General features: G+C 70.0%; 16 protein-coding genes. 9 read left to right on the top strand and 7 right to left on the bottom strand.

Annotated features, from left to right (window positions below):
- Positions 1 to 11: 11 nt before the first annotated feature.
- Positions 12 to 1340, bottom strand: a complete 1329-nt coding sequence (locus ACZ6QO_RS31725; RefSeq protein ID WP_465856100.1) for an aminotransferase class V-fold PLP-dependent enzyme — start codon at positions 1338 to 1340, stop codon at positions 12 to 14.
- Positions 1341 to 1596: 256 nt separating this feature from the next.
- On the opposite strand from ACZ6QO_RS31725, the gene ACZ6QO_RS31720 reads away from it, so the two are divergent.
- From ACZ6QO_RS31720 to ACZ6QO_RS31705, 4 genes are all read left to right on the top strand, one after another.
- Positions 1597 to 2016 carry a hypothetical protein gene (locus tag ACZ6QO_RS31720; protein ID WP_465856098.1) on the top strand — a complete coding sequence of 140 codons (420 nt, stop codon included), beginning with the start codon at positions 1597 to 1599 and terminating at the stop codon, positions 2014 to 2016.
- 97 nt (positions 2017 to 2113) lie between these two features.
- Positions 2114 to 3211: a PLP-dependent cysteine synthase family protein gene (locus tag ACZ6QO_RS31715; protein WP_465856096.1), complete on the top strand. Its 1098-nt coding sequence runs from the start codon at positions 2114 to 2116 to the stop codon at positions 3209 to 3211.
- Entirely contained in the window at positions 3208 to 4464 is a 1257-nt protein-coding gene (locus ACZ6QO_RS31710; protein WP_465856094.1) for an MFS transporter, read from the top strand. The genes ACZ6QO_RS31715 and ACZ6QO_RS31710 overlap by 4 nt, the downstream gene beginning before the upstream one ends.
- A gap of 91 nt (positions 4465 to 4555) precedes the next feature.
- A complete protein-coding gene (locus ACZ6QO_RS31705) occupies positions 4556 to 4966 on the top strand; it encodes a VOC family protein (protein ID WP_465856092.1) in 411 nt (136 codons plus the stop codon).
- Positions 4967 to 5014: 48 nt separating this feature from the next.
- Here the strand turns inward: ACZ6QO_RS31705 and ACZ6QO_RS31700 are convergent, their stop codons facing one another.
- Positions 5015 to 5953: a GlxA family transcriptional regulator gene (locus ACZ6QO_RS31700; protein ID WP_465856090.1), complete on the bottom strand. Its 939-nt coding sequence runs from the start codon at positions 5951 to 5953 to the stop codon at positions 5015 to 5017.
- Positions 5954 to 6321: 368 nt separating this feature from the next.
- On the opposite strand from ACZ6QO_RS31700, the gene ACZ6QO_RS31695 reads away from it, so the two are divergent.
- The 4 genes from ACZ6QO_RS31695 to ACZ6QO_RS31680 all read left to right on the top strand — a co-directional run bounded on the left by ACZ6QO_RS31695 (position 6322) and on the right by ACZ6QO_RS31680 (position 12067).
- The gene (locus tag ACZ6QO_RS31695; protein WP_465856088.1) at positions 6322 to 6759 is read left to right on the top strand and encodes a DUF6010 family protein; all 438 of its coding nucleotides are present in this window, start codon (positions 6322 to 6324) and stop codon (positions 6757 to 6759) included.
- Between the two features lie 560 nt (positions 6760 to 7319).
- The gene (locus ACZ6QO_RS31690; RefSeq protein ID WP_465856086.1) at positions 7320 to 9401 is read left to right on the top strand and encodes a PQQ-dependent sugar dehydrogenase; all 2082 of its coding nucleotides are present in this window, start codon (positions 7320 to 7322) and stop codon (positions 9399 to 9401) included.
- Positions 9402 to 9742: 341 nt separating this feature from the next.
- Entirely contained in the window at positions 9743 to 10060 is a 318-nt protein-coding gene (locus ACZ6QO_RS31685; RefSeq protein WP_465856084.1) for a hypothetical protein, read from the top strand.
- A 459-nt stretch (positions 10061 to 10519) separates the two neighbouring features.
- Entirely contained in the window at positions 10520 to 12067 is a 1548-nt protein-coding gene (locus ACZ6QO_RS31680) for a glycosyltransferase family 39 protein (protein ID WP_465856082.1), read from the top strand.
- Positions 12068 to 12070: 3 nt separating this feature from the next.
- Here ACZ6QO_RS31680 and ACZ6QO_RS31675 read toward each other — a convergent pair whose 3' ends face one another.
- From ACZ6QO_RS31675 to ACZ6QO_RS31665, 3 genes are all read right to left on the bottom strand, one after another.
- Positions 12071 to 12520: a helix-turn-helix transcriptional regulator gene (locus ACZ6QO_RS31675; RefSeq protein ID WP_465856080.1), complete on the bottom strand. Its 450-nt coding sequence runs from the start codon at positions 12518 to 12520 to the stop codon at positions 12071 to 12073.
- 13 nt (positions 12521 to 12533) lie between these two features.
- Entirely contained in the window at positions 12534 to 12944 is a 411-nt protein-coding gene (locus ACZ6QO_RS31670; protein WP_465856078.1) for a VOC family protein, read from the bottom strand.
- A 139-nt stretch (positions 12945 to 13083) separates the two neighbouring features.
- Positions 13084 to 14337: an SGNH/GDSL hydrolase family protein gene (locus ACZ6QO_RS31665; protein ID WP_465856076.1), complete on the bottom strand. Its 1254-nt coding sequence runs from the start codon at positions 14335 to 14337 to the stop codon at positions 13084 to 13086.
- 314 nt (positions 14338 to 14651) lie between these two features.
- Here ACZ6QO_RS31665 and ACZ6QO_RS31660 point away from each other — a divergent pair, with 314 nt between their 5' ends.
- Positions 14652 to 15014: a hypothetical protein gene (locus tag ACZ6QO_RS31660; RefSeq protein WP_465856074.1), complete on the top strand. Its 363-nt coding sequence runs from the start codon at positions 14652 to 14654 to the stop codon at positions 15012 to 15014.
- Between the two features lie 30 nt (positions 15015 to 15044).
- On the opposite strand, the gene ACZ6QO_RS31655 is transcribed toward ACZ6QO_RS31660, so the two are convergent.
- Positions 15045 to 15686, bottom strand: coding sequence for a class I SAM-dependent methyltransferase (locus ACZ6QO_RS31655; RefSeq protein ID WP_465856072.1), 642 nt, complete (start codon positions 15684 to 15686; stop codon positions 15045 to 15047).
- An 81-nt stretch (positions 15687 to 15767) separates the two neighbouring features.
- Complete coding sequence (locus ACZ6QO_RS31650; RefSeq protein ID WP_465856070.1) at positions 15768 to 16826, bottom strand: helix-turn-helix domain-containing protein; 1059 nt, start codon at positions 16824 to 16826, stop codon at positions 15768 to 15770.
- Between the last annotated feature and the right edge of the window lie 72 nt (positions 16827 to 16898).

The raw sequence follows: 16898 nt of genomic DNA, 5'->3' as shown, positions 1-16898 counted from the left end.
CGCTGAGCTTGTCACCGGCGCAGAGCCGTAGGTAGGGCGTGCAAGGCGTCGGCGAGGCGGTCGAGGTGGTCGGGGGTGGTGAACAGGGCGGGTGTGACCCGTACGCAGGCGCCGGCCGTCACTCCGCTGCGCTGCACGGTGAAGATCCGGTGCCTGTCCATCAGGTGGTCGGTGATGGCGATGTTGTCAGCGGTGCGGGCCCGGCCGGTGAAGCGGAACGCCGTGATCGCCCCGTACATGCGAGGGTCGTCGGGGGTGAGGATCTGCATGCCTTCGATGTCGCGGACCTGATCGACCCAGCGGTCGCGCAGGAACCTCAGCCGGGCCTGCTTGTTGGCCGCGCCCAGTGCGTGGTGGAAGTCCAGGGCCGTGCCGACGGTAAGGATGGGAGCGACGTCCATGGTGCCCGAATGCACCCGCGAGCGGATGTCGCCGGCGGGGTAGGTCTCGTCGGCGAAGGCCATGTCGATGTCGGCCAGCCGGTGCTTCCGGATGTACACGAAACCTGAGCCCAAAGGCGCCCCCATCCATTTGTGCAGCGAGAACACGGCGAAGTCGGCGTCGAGGTCATCGATGGCGAAGTCGAGCTGGCCCCAGGAATGGGCGGCGTCGACGATCACGTCGACGCCCTTGTGGCGGGCCATCGCGACGATCTCACGCACCGGCGTGACGAGGCCGGTGCGGTTGTTCATGTGGCTGAGCAGGAGCAGCCTGACCCGCGGATGCTCCTCCAGCGCGCGTTCGTAGGTGTCCAGCACCGCCTGGTGCGTCGCCGGTTCGGGGATCACGATGCGTTCGACGCGCGCACCGCGCCGGTCGGGCAGCCAGTTCATGACGTACTGGGCGCTGTGATAGTCGAGGTCGGCGTACATGACGGCGTCTCCAGGACGCAGACGGTTGTAGCCGGCGATGAGGCTCTGCAGAGCCTCGGTACCGCCGCGGGTCAGGGCGATGTCCTCAGCGGAGGCGCCCAGGGCCTCGGCGACGCGGTGCCGGATCTGGTCGGCCTGTGCCTTGTAGGTGGTGCGCAGCAGGCGGGAGTTGTTCTCGTTGAGCAGATCGACATTGCGGTGGTAGGCCTGCCGCACGGGCTCCGGCATGATCCCGTAGTAGCCGTTCTCCAGGTTGACGAACTCGTCGCTCACCTGGAACTGAGCCGCCACGGCGCCCCAGAAACGCTCGTCTCGCGCAAGCTGCTCGGGTGAGACGCCGGCGGGTACGGCCGGCGGCTCGGGGGCGATGGGACCTCCCGGGCGCCGGCTCCGTCGCGTGTGATCGGCCAGTGGGTTCGCCGCGAGCGCGCCCAGTCCTGCGACCATCTCTCGTCTGGTCAGGGCCATCGAACTCTCCACGCGTGTCAGCGGCCGGCAGGTCATCCGGTAGACGCGCCCCACCAGCGCGAATTTGGTTCCAGTCTCAGTGAAATGGCCTGGTGGCAGCGGTATTGCCGCGGTGTCGGCGTGGCGGCCTCGATCTCCGTCAGCCGTTCACCGGATAGTCGAGCTTTCAGCGAGCGGACGCGGAAAATCCGTTTTGCGAAAGACGGTGTATCGGCTGGGCGCGTCATATGACGGGCACGGGCATTACCGGCGAGTGATGTTCGCGACATCAGTGCGGCGTTCCTGCCGGCCGGCCATATCGGGTGCCGGCCGGTTGCTCGTGAACATGGTGCTCCTGGTCGCCATGCTCGTCTCGCTGGTGTTCACCCACGGCGGGGCCTGCGCCGCCGTGATCATGTCGGAGGCGGACGCCCACGCCGCCCACACCGCCGCGTCAGCGCCCTGGGTGTCGCCGGACGCCGACTGTCATCACCATGACCTGCCTCCAGGGCACCGGCACGGGACCGAGGAGGACTGCTCGGCGACCGGACCCTCCAGCGTGCACCTGCCGGCCATCTCCCAGGCGGTGTCCTCAGCCTCGGCCGATCACCGCGACCTGCGGTCCCGACCGGTACGCGGCATCATCGTGACGCACTCGATTCCCGATCCAGCGAATATCCGCGTGATGCGTATATAGGCGGCTGCCCGCACTCGTCATCCCGTTGTTCCAGCGGTGTGACGGTATGTCGCCATGCATGCAAACTTCGCATCATTTCACTTTCGGGGATATAGACGTGTCAACGCAGATGATCGCCGCGCGCCGGAATGGCGCGCCTACTTCGACGTACTCGTCCCTCGGCCTGGCCGTGGGGAACACTCCGCTGACGTTCGTGCCGACTCCGTCCGCCCCGCGGCAGGGGTTCTGGGCCAAGCTCGAAGGCTTCAACCCCGGCGGGATCAAAGACCGGCCGGCTCTGCACATGATCCGCAGGGCGCGCGCCCGCGGCGAGCTCCGGCCGGGCGCGACCATCGTGGAGTCGACCAGCGGCACGCTGGGCCTGGGGCTCGCTCTGGCCGGCATCCTCTACTCCCACCCCGTCGTGCTGGTCGGCGATCCGGGCATGGAACTCCTCATGCGTCGGCTGCTGGTCTCCTACGGCGCGCGCCTGGAGATCGTCACCGAGCCTCACCCGACCGGCGGCTGGCAACAGGCACGTCGCGAGCACGTCCGGCGCCTGCTCGCGGAGATACCTCATTCGTGGTGCCCGGACCAGTACAACAACCCCGACAACGTCGGCGCCTACGCCGGACTGGCCCACGAGCTGCTCGGCCAGCTGCCGCACATCGACGCGCTGGTGTGCTCGGTCGGTACCGGCGGCCACAGCGCCGGGATCTCCGCGGTGCTGCGCCAGCACTTCCCGCACCTGGACCTCATCGGCGTCGACACCGTCGGTTCCACGATCTTCGGCCAGCCCGCCCGCCCCCGCCTCATGCGAGGCCTGGGCTCCAGCATCCACCCGCGCAACGTCGCCTACGAGAGCTTCCGCGAGGTGCACTGGGTCAACGCCGCCGAAGCCGTGTCGACCTGCCGGACGCTGGCCGCGGGGCACTACGTCTCGGGCGGTTGGAGCACCGGCGCGGTCGGACTGGTGGCCGGTTGGCTGGCCGCCGCCCGCCCCGCCGACACGATTGTCGCGATCTTCCCCGACGGGCCGTGGCGTTACTGGGACACCATCTTCGACGACGGCTTCTGCCGGGCGAACGGCCTGCTCGACGCGCCACCGGCCGACGAGCCCGACGAACTCGTCACACCTGTCGACCGCGAGGTGACGCGCTGGACCCGCTGCACCAGGGTGCGCGACCCGCTCAGCGCGGGCGGGCGGACGTCGTGATCGAGACCTGGCGCCAGTACCGTTCCTTCAACCGTCCGATCCGGATGCTCCTGATCAATCAGGTCGGCATCAACCTGGGCTTCTTCATGCTGATGCCGTACCTGGCGCAGCATCTGACCACCAAGGCCCACCTGGCGGCATGGACGGTCGCGCTGATCCTGGGGCTGCGCAACGCCGGCCAGCAAGGATGCTTCCTGATCGGCGGCACCATGGCCGACCGGTACGGCTACAAACCCATGATCATGGCCGGATGTGCCCTGCGCACCGTCGGGTTCGCGTTGTTCGGCCTTTCTGACTCGCTGCCGGTGCTGCTCGCCGCCGCCCTGCTGAGCGGCCTGGCGGGAGCCCTGTTCAACCCGGCCGCACGCGCCTACCTCGCCCACGAGGCCGGGGACCGCAAGGTCGAGGCCTTCGCCATGTTCAACGTCTTCTACCAGGCCGGCATCCTGGCGGGCCCGCTGGTCGGCGTCGTGCTGCTCGGATCCGGATTCCGGGCGGTCTGCCTGTCGGCGGCGACGATCTTCGCCGTGCTGGCGGTATTGCAGTGGAAGTGCCTGCCCGCCCGGCGCGGAGCCGAGGCGGACGCCGCCCGGCCCGTTCTGCACGACTGGCGCGAGGCCTCCGCCAACCGTCCCTTCCTCGCGTTCGCCACCGCGATGATCGCCTCCTACGCTCTGTCGTACCAGATGTACCTGGGCCTGCCGCTGGAGGTGCAACGCGTCACCGGCGGCGCGGACGGCGTGGTCATCCTCTATGTGATCTCCGCGGTGATGGGGATCACCGGCCAGGTGCCGATCACGGCGTGGTGCTCGGCGCGCTGGAGCCGCGGCCAGGCGATGTCGAGGGGGCTGGCGCTGATGGCGCTGGCCTTCGTACCGCTGGCGGTGGTGGCTCCCCTGCGCCTGCCACCGGCACTCGCCCTCGCCCCGGTGATCGTCTGCACGCTGGTGCTGACCACCGGCACGCTCATCGCCTTCCCCTTCGAGATGGCCACGATCGCCGACATCGGCGGAGGCCGCCTGGTCGGCACCTATTACGGGTTGTACAACCTGCTCTCAGGCGCCGGCATCCTGGCCGGAAACCTCGCCAGCGGCGCCGCGATCGACCTGGCCGTGAGCCGGCATCTGCCGAGCCTGCCCTGGCTGCTGCTCATGTGCGCCGGCCTGGCCTCCGCGTTGGCGATGACGCGCCTGGAGCACACCGGGCGGCTCACGCCTGTCCTGCCTGAACGGTCGACCGCTCCGGCCGGATGACGCGGGACGGGCACGAGGCCCTGTGGGCGGCCCCGCGCGACATCGCGGCCGCCCCGGGTGCGCTTTCCTGATCTTGTGACAAGATCGCGGAGTGCTACGATTCACCGATTTCATCATCGACTGCCCGGACACGATGAGGCTGGCGGCCTTCTACTCCGAAGTGACGGGCCGTCCGATCAAGGAAGGCAGCCACGAGAACTGGGCCGGCATCAAGTTCGGCGAGATCGAGCTGGCCTTCATCCGGGTGGACGACTACCGCGCTCCGCAGTGGCCCGACAGCGAGCACCCCAAGCAGTTCCACCTCGACTTCGAGGTGGACGACATCGAGTCCGAGCAGCGCCGCATCCTCGACCTCGGCGCGACGCTGCGGAAGGACTTCGTCGGCTCCGAGGGTTACGGCTGGCGGGTCTACACCGACCCCATCGGTCACCCCTTCTGCCTGTGCCGCAACAAGGGCGTCACCTGGACCGACCAGGGCCCGATCTGGCCCGAACGCCACTAGTCTCCGGTCGTGCGTCACCGGCCGGCGCCGGCGGCCGGTGACTCTGCTCTAACCGAAGCTGTTCCGGTAGGCGTGGGGACTGACGCCGACGACGCGTTTGAACCGCTCGCGGAAGGCGGTCGGCGAGCCGAAGCCCGACTGGGCCGCGACACGTTCCACCGGATGCCGGGTGGTCTCCAACAGGTGCTGGGCCCGGCGGACCCGGGCCCGGTGGAGCCACTGCAGCGGCGTGGTGCCGGTCTGCTCGCGGAAACGCCGGATCAGGGTGCGGGTGCTCATGCCCGCTTGTACGGCGATGTCCGCGAGGGTGAGATCTCGGGCGAGATTGTCCTCGATCCAGCGCAGGAGAGGTTCGATGGCGGAGCCGCGAGGAGTGGGCGGGTACCGCCGCACGATGAACTGCGCCTGGCCGCCCTCGCGTTCCAGCGGCATGACGGACAGTCGGGCGGCGTCGGCGGCGACGGCGGATCCGTAGTCCCGGCGGATCATGTGCAGGCACAGGTCTAGTCCCGCCGCGGCTCCGGCCGAGGTGAGGATCTGCCCGTTGTCGACGTAGAGCACGTCCGGGTCGACGTCGATGTCCGGGTAGGCGGCGGCGAGCTGCGCGGCGGCCGCCCAGTGGGTGGTGGCGCGCAGCCCCCTGAGCAGGCCGGCGGCGGCCAGGATGAAGGTGCCGGAGCAGATGGAGGCGATGCGGGTGCCGTCGGCGGCGGCTCCGGAGAGCGCGTCACGGACGGCCGGCGACAGTGGCTCGGCGGGGTCGGCGGTGCCGGGCACGATGACCGTGTCCGCGTCCGCGAGTGCGTCCAGACCCCATGGGGCGCGCAGCGTGAAAAGGCCGGCGTCCACGTCGGGTCGCTCGGCGCAGACCCGCACCCGGTAACCGGGGCGGCCGTCGGGCAGCCGGGTGCGGGTGAACACTTCGATGGGGGTGGACAGGTCGAAGGGGATCACCTGATCCAGCCCGAGGACGACGACGGTGTGCATGGCGAGAACATACGCCTGCACCGGATTCTCGCCAACGGCTCCGCGCGACACTCGGCCTGCGAGGCCATTGAATTCCGTTGACCTGGCCGGGATCGGGCTCGCTGCTTCTCGTCGGCTCGGGTCGGCTCGTCGGCTTCTCGGGCGTGGACGGCGGTTGGCGATATTCCGTTGGAGAATGTCATTCCTGCCGCTGGGAGCCGGGAGACGTCGCCGGTTAGCCTCGACCGCGTCCCGGCACTTCTCGACGGAACGGACGCCCTGGTGATCGCCCGGCCCGATACCGACACGACCTTCGAACTCCGCTACGCGGACGGCACCGCGCGTGCCTCCGCCGCGCCGGCCCGCCGCCGGCAGAAGGGATCCCGACGATGAGCGTCGTCGTACCGATCATGATCGGCGTCGCGTACGTGTGCCTGATGTCCCTGATCCGCGAACCGCACCGGCGCAGGTTCAACGCGATCATGGTGGCCGGAGCGGGGGCCGCCTACCTCAGTGGCGGGGGTTTCGGCCCGTGGGAGTTCGCCTTCACGGCCGTCATGACCTACTGCGCCTACCGCGGGCTGGAGTCGTGGACATTCGTCGGCATCGGGTGGCTGCTGCACACCGGCTGGGACCTGCTGCACCACCTGCACGGCAACCCCATTATCCCGTTCGCGGACCACTCATCCCTGGGATGCGCGATCTGCGATCCCGTGATCGCCGCATGGTGCCTCTCAGGCGGCCCCTCCATCACCGGCCTGCTCCGCGCGCGTCTCGGCCACTCCCACCCCGAACAACTCCCGACGCCGCCGTCCCAGGCCCATTAGCTCCAAGACCGGCCTCATCCGCTGCCGCAGCGGGGCCCGCGTCGCGATCTCACGATCTCGCGATCTGGTCTGGTTCGGGCAGAGGGGTTCGGGGAGCGGGCGGGCGGTGAATGTTTCACCTCGAAATCGATGATCTTCAGGTGGCGTCCCATGTGACGCAGAGGCACCACCCGCGGCCGAGCCCCACGTCAAGGCGCGGTCACCCGCGTGAGGCGCCCCCCGTCGCCGGACCTGGCGTGCCGCCCGCCATCGGACGGCTTCGGTGAGCGGGCAATCCGATATGCCACATTCGTCGGGAGTCGTGACAATATTTCTGACAGCATTGTCAGAGAGGTGCCGCTCATTCTTGATGGACTCTGTCGCATTTTGCTGAATCTGCAGCGAACGGACCTCACGGGGTGCGGTCGGCGGCGCCGTACCCCAAGCCCGGGCCGCGCCGTCGCCGCAATGCGCCCGCCGGCTTCTCGGTGGTGACCGCGCACCGCGTTCCCGCCGGCACCGCGCGAGACCCCTCCCCTGGCAACCTCACCCTCGAACGACCCCGGTAAGGACTGATACGAATGTTCGCCTTAACCACCCGTGGACGGCCGGGGCCGCGCGCTCTGGCCGCCTTCGTGGCCGCGCTCGCCTCGGTGGCCGCCATGATCGTGGCGAGCTCGACGCCCGCGTCGGCGGCCACCTCGACCGTGGTCGGCGTGGCGTCCGGCCGCTGCCTGACCGTGGCCGGCAACTCCACGACGCCAGGCGCCCGCGTCACCATCTACGACTGCAACGGGCAGGCGAGCCAGACGTGGACCTCCACCACGGCGGGAGAGCTCCGGGTGTACAGCTCCCCGAGGTGCCTGGACGTGGTCGGCCAGGACACCACGCCCCCGGCCACGCTGCAGATCTCCACCTGCACCGGGGCGGCCGGCCAGAAGTGGCGGATCAACTCCGACGGCAGCATCGTCGGCGTGCAGTCCGGCATGTGCCTGGACGTGAGCGGACGCCGGACCACCAACAACACCCCGGTGCAGTTGTGGACGTGTAACGGGCAGAGCAACCAGAAGTGGACGACGTCCACCGGAAGCGCCGACACCCAGCCTCCGACGGTGCCGGGCAACCCGCGGGTGAGCGGCCTGGTGTGCGACTCGGTCACGTTCGCGTGGAGTGCCTCCACCGACAACGTCGGAGTGGCGTTCTACGACGTCTACCACGACGGCCAGCTGATGAAGTCGGTGAGCGGGACCACCCTGTCCACCACCCTCACCGTGGTCCCCGGTTCGACGTGGGGTCTGTACGTCAACGCGCGCGACGCGGCGGGCAACGTCTCCCAGGCGAGCGCGACGGTCACGATCACGCCACCGCAGTGCCAGTCCGACACCCAGGCGCCCACCGCCCCGAGCCAGCTCACCGGCTCCGCGTCCGGCACCACGGTGACGTTGCAGTGGACCGCGGCCACCGACAACGTCGGGGTCCGCGCCTACCTCGTCTACCGCGGCGGTGCGCTGGTGGGCACGGTCACCGGCAACCCGCCGGCCACCACCTTCATCGACAGCGGGCTGTCGGCGAACACGAGCTACCAGTACTACGTGGTGGCCCGCGACGCGCAGTCCAACGTCTCGTCGCGCAGCAACACCGCGACCGTGACCACCGGCGGGGGGTGCGCCGACTCGGTGTGCGGGGTGACGCAGATCGCGACCGAGACCGACCTCCCGTGGGGTCTGCTCACGCTGCCCGACGGCACGATCCTCTACAGCCGCAGGGACGTCCACGACATCATCCACCTCGACCCGGCCACCGGCGCGAAGACCAACATCGGCACGGTGCCGAACGTCGACGACACCGACGGCGAGGGCGGCCTCATGGGGCTGGCCATCGCCCCCACCTTCGCCAGCGACCACTGGCTGTACATGATGCACACGACGTCGACCGACAACCGGATCGTCCGCATCAAGCTGGAGAACGACCAGCTCACCCTCAGTTCTGAGCAGATCCTGCTCACCGGGATCCTGCGCAACAAGTACCACAACGGCGGCCGCCTGCGGTTCGGCCCGGACGGCAAGCTGTACGCCAGCACCGGCGACGCCCAGAACGGCGACAACGCGCAGAACCTGAACGGCCTCAACGGCAAGGTCCTGCGGCTCAACCCGGACGGCACCGTGCCGTCAGACAACCCGTTCGGCACCTACGTGTGGAGCTACGGGCACCGCAACCCGCAGGGGCTGGCGTTCGACTCGCAGGGCCGGCTGTGGGAGCAGGAGTTCGGCAACTCCATCATGGACGAGACCAACCTGATCACCAAGGGCGGCAACTACGGCTGGCCGGCGTGTGAGGGGACGACGGGCACCTGCGGCACCGCCGGGTACATCGCGCCCAAGCGCACCTACCCCGTGGCGGAGGGCTCCTGCTCCGGCATCGCCATCGTGAGCGACGTGATCTACATCGCCTGCGAGCGCGCCACCCGGCTGTACCGCGTGCCGATCAGCGGGAGCAGCCTGCCCAGCGCGCAGGTGTTCTTCAACGGCACCTACGGCCGGCTGCGCACTGTGGAGCCCGCTCCCGACGGCGGCCTGTGGCTGACCACCAGCACCCAGGGCGACAAGGACGGCATCCCGAACAACGGAAACGAGAAGATCTTCCACGTCACGCTCGGCTCCTAGCCGGCACGACGGCGCGGCCGGTGGTCTTCGCGGACACGCGGACCACCGGCCGTCCGGCCGTCCGGGCGGGCGCGGCCCGGTCCGCCGCGGCGGCCGGTGCCGGGCCATAAGGGGCGCCGCCACGAGCTCAGGAGCCGCCGGTGAGCCGAACCCACGTGGAAAGTGTGCCGACGCCTCGATGACCCGACCGGCCCCCGATCGCGTCATGGTCGATCAGCGCCGGCCGAGCGCCATCGGAGGCACAATGAGATATGGAGCCAAGGGCCGACGACCCGAAGATATGGAGCTCTATCGTCCTGCGCATTCTTACGGCGATATGGCTGCTGGGCACTCCGTACCTCTTGCTGAAAGGGTTGGGCCAAGGGCTGGCGGGCGCCCTGGGTGGTCCCTCCGACAACGAGCTCGCCGCGCGGTACTTCGTCGGCACGGCGTTCGTCATGGTGGTGGCGCCCACGATCGCCGCATTCCTCGCCTGGGCCACGCGGCGAAGGAGGGCAGCGGGGTTCTTCACCATCGCCGCGCTGCTCTGCGGGATGCTCGTCTCGGCCTTCATAGCCATCAGCGGCCATGCGAACGCCCCCGCCCAGCCGAGGTACCCCTTGCCTTCCAACTATTGCGTCGAGCGCAGCGGCGGAGACAACGACTGCCCTGGCGGCTGACGGCGATAGGACCGAAGCCCCTCAGGTGAGCGGATAGACGTCCGCACATATGGTGAAACCGCCCTCGCGGGGGTGCAAGTTGCGCCGGGCTTGGTCTTGGGGGGGTGCAGGTGGTAGCAGTTGGCCGACCGGGGCAGGAGGGCCGAGATGATCAACATGGAGCACCGTTGACGGATATGGGCACCCCTGATGGACCCTGAGATCACCACCCCGGGCTTCGCCGGGCGCACTCCCCCGCGGCGGTCCGGGGACGAACGCGGGCCGGGCCGCTCGTCGGTCCAGGCGGCCTCGCGCGCGCCGGGAAGCACAGGGACGCCCAAGAGCATGGGGGTGTCGGGGAGCACAGGGGTGTCGGGGAGCACGGGGATGTCGGGGAGCACAGGGGCGCCGGTCCGGGGTGTGGTTGCCTACGGGGTCGGGGGCGCTTCGGAGGGGTGGGCCGGGCATCGGCGTGTATGGGTGAGCCGGGGTGTCCTCGCGCTTGTCATGCTGGTGCAGGCGGTGTTGTCGGTGCGGCTGCGCAACACCGCCTTCATGGACGAGGCGCTGTACATCCACGCCGGCCGGGTGGAGCTCGCTCACATCTTCCACGGGGCTCCGGTGAACCCGTCGTACAGCGGGTCCTTCTCCGGTTCGCCCATGCTGTATCCCCTGCTCGCGGGAGCCGTGGACGCTCTGGGCGGCGGCCTGGCCGGGGCACGTGCGCTGAGCCTGGCCTTCATGCTCGGCTGCACGGGCCTGCTCTATTCGCTGACCCGCCGGCTCTTCGACGAGCGCGCGGCCCTGTTCGCGGCCGTCCTGTTCGCGGCCGCCCAGTCGACGATCGTGCTGGGCTGGTTCGCGACCTTCGACTCGGCGGCCCTGCTCCTGCTGGCCTTCGCCGCGTGGCTCGTGGTGCGCACCGGCCGGGCCGGCCCGTTCACGGTCCTGTTCGCCGCGCCGATCCTGGTCCTCGCGTTCTGCACCAAGTACGCCGCCGGGCTGTTCGTCCCCACGGTCGTCGTCCTGGCCGTCATCGTCGCCTGGCCCCGTGAAGGCGCCCGCGCGCTCTGGCGCGGGGTGCTGCTCTGCGCCGCTTCGGGGCTCATCGGCGGCACTGTGCTGTACGGCAGCTCCATTCTGGCGGGCATCCGGTTCACCACCACCTCCCGGGCGCACGGCACCAACTCCACGAGCGCGCTGATCGACGCGTCCGTCGACTGGATCGGGCTCGCCTTCGTCCTGGCGTGCCTGGGGGCACTGTCGTACGTGTGGCGCGGCCGGCTCGGCGAGGTCGCCTCCGCGGGCCGGAGTACCGCCGGAGCAGAGCCGGGCAGGGCCTGGCGAGCGATGCTGAGTCTCCTGCTCTGCGGGACGGGTCTGCTGGCCCCGGCCTACCAGATCCATCTGTCGACCTCGGTGTCCCTCCACAAGCACGTCGGGTTCGGCCTGTTCTTCTTCGCCCCGCTGGCCGGGCTGGGTCTGTCCCGGATCGTCGGCCCGCTCTCCCGCCGCGCGGCGACCGGCCCGCCGACCGTCCGCGCCGCGATGGGCCTGCTGATCGTCCGCGCCGCGGTCGGCGTGGTGATCGTCGTGGCGGCCTTCTCCTCAGGTGTGGCGGAGTCCCAGTGGCGGTATGCGACCTGGCCGGACTCGACGCGGCTCGTCGACCTGCTCCGTCCGCACGTGGACGGCAAGGGCCGATACCTCGCGGACATCGCGCAGGTGCCCACCTACTACTTCCAGGACGTCACGAGCTGGAGTCAGTGGACGGGCACGTACCACCTCAACTACACCGACCCCAAGGGCGTCAAGCACACCGGCGCGGAGGCGTACACGGCGGCCATCGATGACGGCCGCTACGACTTCGTGGTGCTGCAGAAGCCCGGAGTGTCGAAGTTCGATCCGGCCATCGCCAAGGCCCTGCCGAGCAGCGGCAGATACGAGCTTTATGCGGTGCTGCCGTTCTCCACGACCTTCGGGGACGGCTCCTACCAGGTCTGGATGCGGACGCCGGACTCGCGGTGATCGTCAGGCGGTCAGCGCTGCCTGGTTCCTGACCGGCCTGGTCACCTGCTTCACCACGCACGGCGGCATGCCCGCGACGGCGTCCGCCATCTGGCGCCGGTAGGCGCTGGGCGACATGCCGACCAGCTCGGTGAAGCGCGTGCTGAAGGTGCCGAGCGACGAGCAGCCGACCGCGAAGCACACGTCGGTGACGCTGAGGTCGCCACGGCGCAGCAGCGCCGCGGCGCGCTCGATGCGACGCGTCATCAGGTACGCGTACGGCGACTCGCCGTACGCCAGCCGGAACTGGCGGCTGAGGTGCCCGGCGGACATGTGCACGCCGCGGGCGAGCGCCTCGACGTTCAGCGGCCGCTCGTACTCCCGGTCGATCCGGTCACGGACGCGGCGCAGTCGCGCCAGGTCGCTCAGGCGCTGCGCCGCGACGCGTGCACGCCCCCACGAGGGATGACACATGAGAACCCTCCTGTCAGCGAAGTTCCTGGATGCGGACCATGTTGCCCGCGGGATCGCGGAAGGCGCAGTCGCGGACGCCGTACGGCTGCGCGGTCGGCTCCTGGACGACTTCCGCGTCGCCGGCCTGCACCTTGTCGAAGGTGCCGTCGAGGTCGCGGGTGGCCAGCAGGATCCAGCCGTAGGTGCCCTTGGCCATCATCTCCATGATGGTGCGGCGCTCGTCCTCGGTGACCCCGGGATCGGCGACCGGCGGCGCCAGGAGGATGGACGTGCCGGGCTGGCCGGCGGGGCCGACCGTGATCCAGCGCATCTTGCCGTGTCCGACGTCGCTGCGGACCTCGAAGCCGAGGACGTCGCGGTAGAAGGCCAGGGAGGCGTCCGGGTCGTCATGTGGAAGGACGCACGTGTGAATGGTGATGTCCATACCCATGAGGTTATGTCCGGTTCGGCGACCGGTGCTTCTTCATTCCTGATCGATCCCGCCGCCGGTCAGCGGCCGCGCGCGGGACGGCGCGCGGCCCCGGAGGCGGGGGCCGCGCGCCGTGGCGCAGGGGAAAGGAGGGTCAGGACATGGTGAGCGTGCCGTTCGCGTTGCGGGCGCAGGTGACGATCGTGCGGGGCGCGGCGGTGAGGGCGCCGGTGAGGCACTGGCCGAGGACGGCGTGGCCCGCGGCGTTGGGGTGCCACGACTCCTGGCACGTCTGGAAGTAGGTGACACAGGTGTTCGCCAGCCGCTGGATGCCGATCTTGTCCCAGCCGGACAGGCTGGTGACGAACGTGCCGGACGGCCCGTCCTGCACCCGGAGCGGCGTGGCGAGCACCCCCGTCGGGCTGCCGGCGTTCTCGCAGAGCCGGGCCCCGTCGAAGGCCTTCTGGACGTCCAGCACGCGCAGGTCGGCCGCCGGACGTTCGGCGGCCAGCGTGGTGTAGGCGTTCTTGACCAGGGAGCCGAGGCTCTGGGAGAACACGTGCCCGGGGGCGAGGCTCGCGCGGTGGATCGGGCAGCCGGCGGCGTACCGTTCCGCGCCGAGGGCGCGGAACTTGTCGCGGGTGTCGCTGCGGCCGTCCTCCTCCCGGTACTGCGAGGCGACGTCGAGCGGCAGCGGGTTGGTGTAGGTCTGCAGGACCACCTGGTGGACGCCGTCGGCGTCGACCTGGGCGAGAGTGTCGAGGATCTGGCGCAGGGCGGCGGTGGTCTCGGCGGTGGCGGCGGCGACCTCGGCGTCGGTGGCCAGGTCCGAGACGGTGCAGGGCTCCTGCGGCACCTCACCGTTCAGGTAGGCCCAGAACTCCCACCAGCCGGTCCAGGCGTCGGCGATGAAGCGGTTGGCGCACAACTCGGCCACGTTGCCGAAGGTGAACTGTGAGTTGTTGGAGCCCAGGCCGACGAGGACGACGTCGATGTCGTGGGTCTGGGCGACGGCGCGCAGCTGGTCGAGCTGCGAGGCGACGGAGCGGCCCTTGGCGCGGGCGCTGGAGGGGTTGGCGACGTCCGCGGGCTGACCGCCGGAGCACGCGAGGTTGAAGCGGTCCTGAACGCCGGGAAGTGACGCCTTGAACAGCGAGGCGTTCGCCGACCGGTGGCAGAAGTAGGCGTTGCTGTTGGCCGCCGACCAGCCGGGGAAGGCCTGCGCCGTCCCGGAGGCGTCGACGACGGGCTGGTAGCTTCCCGCGCCCTCGCCGCTGACGAAACTGTCGCCGAGCGCGACGGCGGCGGTGGGCAGGGCCGCCTGCGCCGCTCCGCCCTGGACGACATGGATGCCGACCGCGCCCAGCAGAAGCGCGGTGATCGCGGCCGCACGCCGGATTACCCTCACGACTCCCCATTTCCTACTGAATCAGCATGAAATAACGGATATCCAGATGGCAGCATGCCGCGCCGATGGCGTCAAGATCTCCACGAGGCTCGGCCGCCCCACCTAAGAGATCGCGGATCACTCTGATCGTCAAGCATGCGTTTGCTCGCTCCGATCGAGGGCCGCCGGGTACGGTGCCGTACGGCGGCGGCGGCATCGCCGGGTCTCGCCGGACCGATATGGGTATTCGAACCCGTGCCGAAAGGCTGTACGCAAGGATGCCGCGGTGTAAGACTTACGGCGTTTCGGAGTTGACCTCACCCCCCGGAGGAATCGTGCGCCGAGTCGCCATGGCCTTTCTCGCGCTGGTCGCCGCGGCGGTCGCCGTCGTCGCGACCACCCAGCCCGCCAGCGCCCAGGTCTACAACACCTGCCGCCCCGACCTGTGGACGGGTAAGTGCGCCAGCGGTTACACGCCGGCCAACCACCAGCTCGACCGCGTGTGGATCGGCATTGACACCGGCAGCTCCATCGCCAACTGGGAAGTGTGGGACCGGGAGACGGGCGTTCGCGTCGGGTCGGGGAAGGTGTCGCCGAACACCAACTTCCGTCACGGCATTTACGGCCTGTACGGGAACAAGTACCAGCTGACCATCAACGGCGCCTGGGGCATTTACGGCTTCATCTGCGACTGCTGACGCGTTGACGCCGGCGGATCCCGCCGTTGGTCAGGCGGCGGGCCTGCGGGCGGCGAAGCGCTCGATCATGCCGAGTTTGAACCGGTCGTGCCGCTCGACGGCGAACCCCATGGCGCTGACCAGCGGCAGCGGGCGGCGGCGGAAGTGCTCTCCCTGCAACGGGACGCTCACCAGGTCGGCCGCCGCCTGCAGCACCCGGATCGGCCAGGACGACGAGGCGACGTGGTCGGCCAGCAGCAGCAGGCCGCCCGGCCGCAGCACGCGTCCCATCTCGGTGAGCGCCCGCGACTCGTCGGGGATCGCGCAGAGCGCGAACGTGCAGACCACCGTGTCGAAGCTCGCGTCGGGAAAGGGCAGCGCCTGCGCGTCGGCCGGCCGCAGGTCGACCGGCACGCCCAGCGTCGCGGCGCGGCGCCTGGCCACCGCGAGCATCTCCTCGCTCCACTCGACGCCGGTCAGCCGCACCCCGTCCGGGTAGTGCCCGAGGTTGAGGCCGGTGCCGATCGCCACCTCCAGCACCTCGCCGGAGGCCTGCCCGCAGAGCCACTCGCGGGTGTCGCCGAAGAGACGGCGCTCGGCGAACGCCATCTGCCGGTCGTAGGTGACGGCCTGGCGGTCCCAGTACGCGCGTAACCGATGGTTCCGCTCATCGGAGTCGGCCACAAGCGTCACCAGCCCTTCGCCAGGTTCCCCGACACTACCCAGCGCGACCGCCGTCCGCGTGCGGCGCGGCGCCACCGTTGCGGGAGCGGGTCACACGAGGCCTCGGCGGCCGGCATGGGCGCCGGCCTGGAAGCGGGTCTCGGCGTTCAGCTCGTCGAACAGGTGGCGCAGGCGGCGGCGGAGGCTGCGCGGGCTGGTGCCGAGCTGGCGGGCGATGGCGTCGTCCTTGAGCCCGGCCGACAGCAGCGCCAGCAGGCGGCGGTCCTCCAGGCTGAGCTCCGCCTCCTCCGGTTCCTCGCCCGCGCCGGGGCCGCCGGCCGGCTCGGCGGCGCCGTCACGGGACGCGGGCCGCGGGTACATCGGGATCGACTCCCGCCACAGGCGCTCGAACAGCTCCACCAGGGCCACCACCATGGTCGACCCTCTGATCAGCACGCTGCGGGTCAGCGGCGGGTCCAGGTGCAGGGGCATGATCGCCCGTCGCCGGTCGACGAGCACCATCTTGAACGGCAGGCCGGGCAGCACCCGCGCCGCCTCGCCCGCGCTGAGCTGGTTGTCCAGCTCGTCGAGCGCTCCGGCGTGCTGGAACGCCTCAGGCGCGTAGATGGTCCGGTAGCGGACGCCGTCGCGGAGGCGTTCGCCCTGCAGCGGGTTGCGGAAGTCCAGCACGTACGGCGGCCGGTCGAAGGTCAGCACCTCCTCAGCGGCCTCCTGCTGCAGCCGGGCGTACCACCGGGCGAGCTCCTCTGACCCGGCGAGGACCTCGAACTGGCCGGCGCCCTCCGGATCCTGGCCGACGGTGCGGAAGGCGGCCTCCAGCGCGTCGGCCGTGTCGGTGAGCCGGTCGAGCTCGCTCTGCAGGCCGCGCACCAGCTTGCGGATCGCGATGCCCGGGTTCGTCGCCGTCCAGCGGGGCGAGCGCCCCCACAGGCGGCTGACCATGCCCTTGGCGCGGAGCCTGCTCAGCGAGGACTGGATGCGGCCGGGGCTCTCCCCGCTTCGCATGACCAGCTCCTGCACGGTGATGCCGGGAGAGGCCAGCACCGCCCGGTAGACCCGTTCTTCGAACGCGCTGATGCCCACGACTTCCAGCGCCGGGCCGTCCTCCTGCATGTCCACGATCTTGGCCGGTTCCGGCAACTGCCGCAATAGGTCACGCGATCACCTTGTCGTCAAAGTTCACAAACAGTTAGAAATCGGGTCGTGCTACAGAAAACCGTC

The organism is Sphaerisporangium sp. NPDC049457 (genome assembly GCF_055586705.1).
Note: the sequence above shows the minus strand (reverse complement) of the source record. Positions and strands in the feature narration are given on the sequence as shown.

Bases quoted from the DNA above. Each gene is read 5' to 3' on its own strand.
- ACZ6QO_RS31725 (WP_465856100.1), bottom strand. From the start codon at position 1,340: ATGGCCCTGACCAGACGAGAGATGGTCGCAGGACTGGGCGCGCTCGCG.
- ACZ6QO_RS31720 (WP_465856098.1), top strand. From the start codon at position 1,597: ATGTTCGCGACATCAGTGCGGCGTTCCTGCCGGCCGGCCATATCGGGT.
- ACZ6QO_RS31700 (WP_465856090.1), bottom strand. From the start codon at position 5,953: ATGCACACCGTCGTCGTCCTCGGGCTGGATCAGGTGATCCCCTTCGAC.
- ACZ6QO_RS31695 (WP_465856088.1), top strand. From the start codon at position 6,322: ATGAGCGTCGTCGTACCGATCATGATCGGCGTCGCGTACGTGTGCCTG.
- ACZ6QO_RS31690 (WP_465856086.1), top strand. From the start codon at position 7,320: ATGTTCGCCTTAACCACCCGTGGACGGCCGGGGCCGCGCGCTCTGGCC.
- ACZ6QO_RS31675 (WP_465856080.1), bottom strand. From the start codon at position 12,520: ATGTGTCATCCCTCGTGGGGGCGTGCACGCGTCGCGGCGCAGCGCCTG.
- ACZ6QO_RS31670 (WP_465856078.1), bottom strand. From the start codon at position 12,944: ATGGACATCACCATTCACACGTGCGTCCTTCCACATGACGACCCGGAC.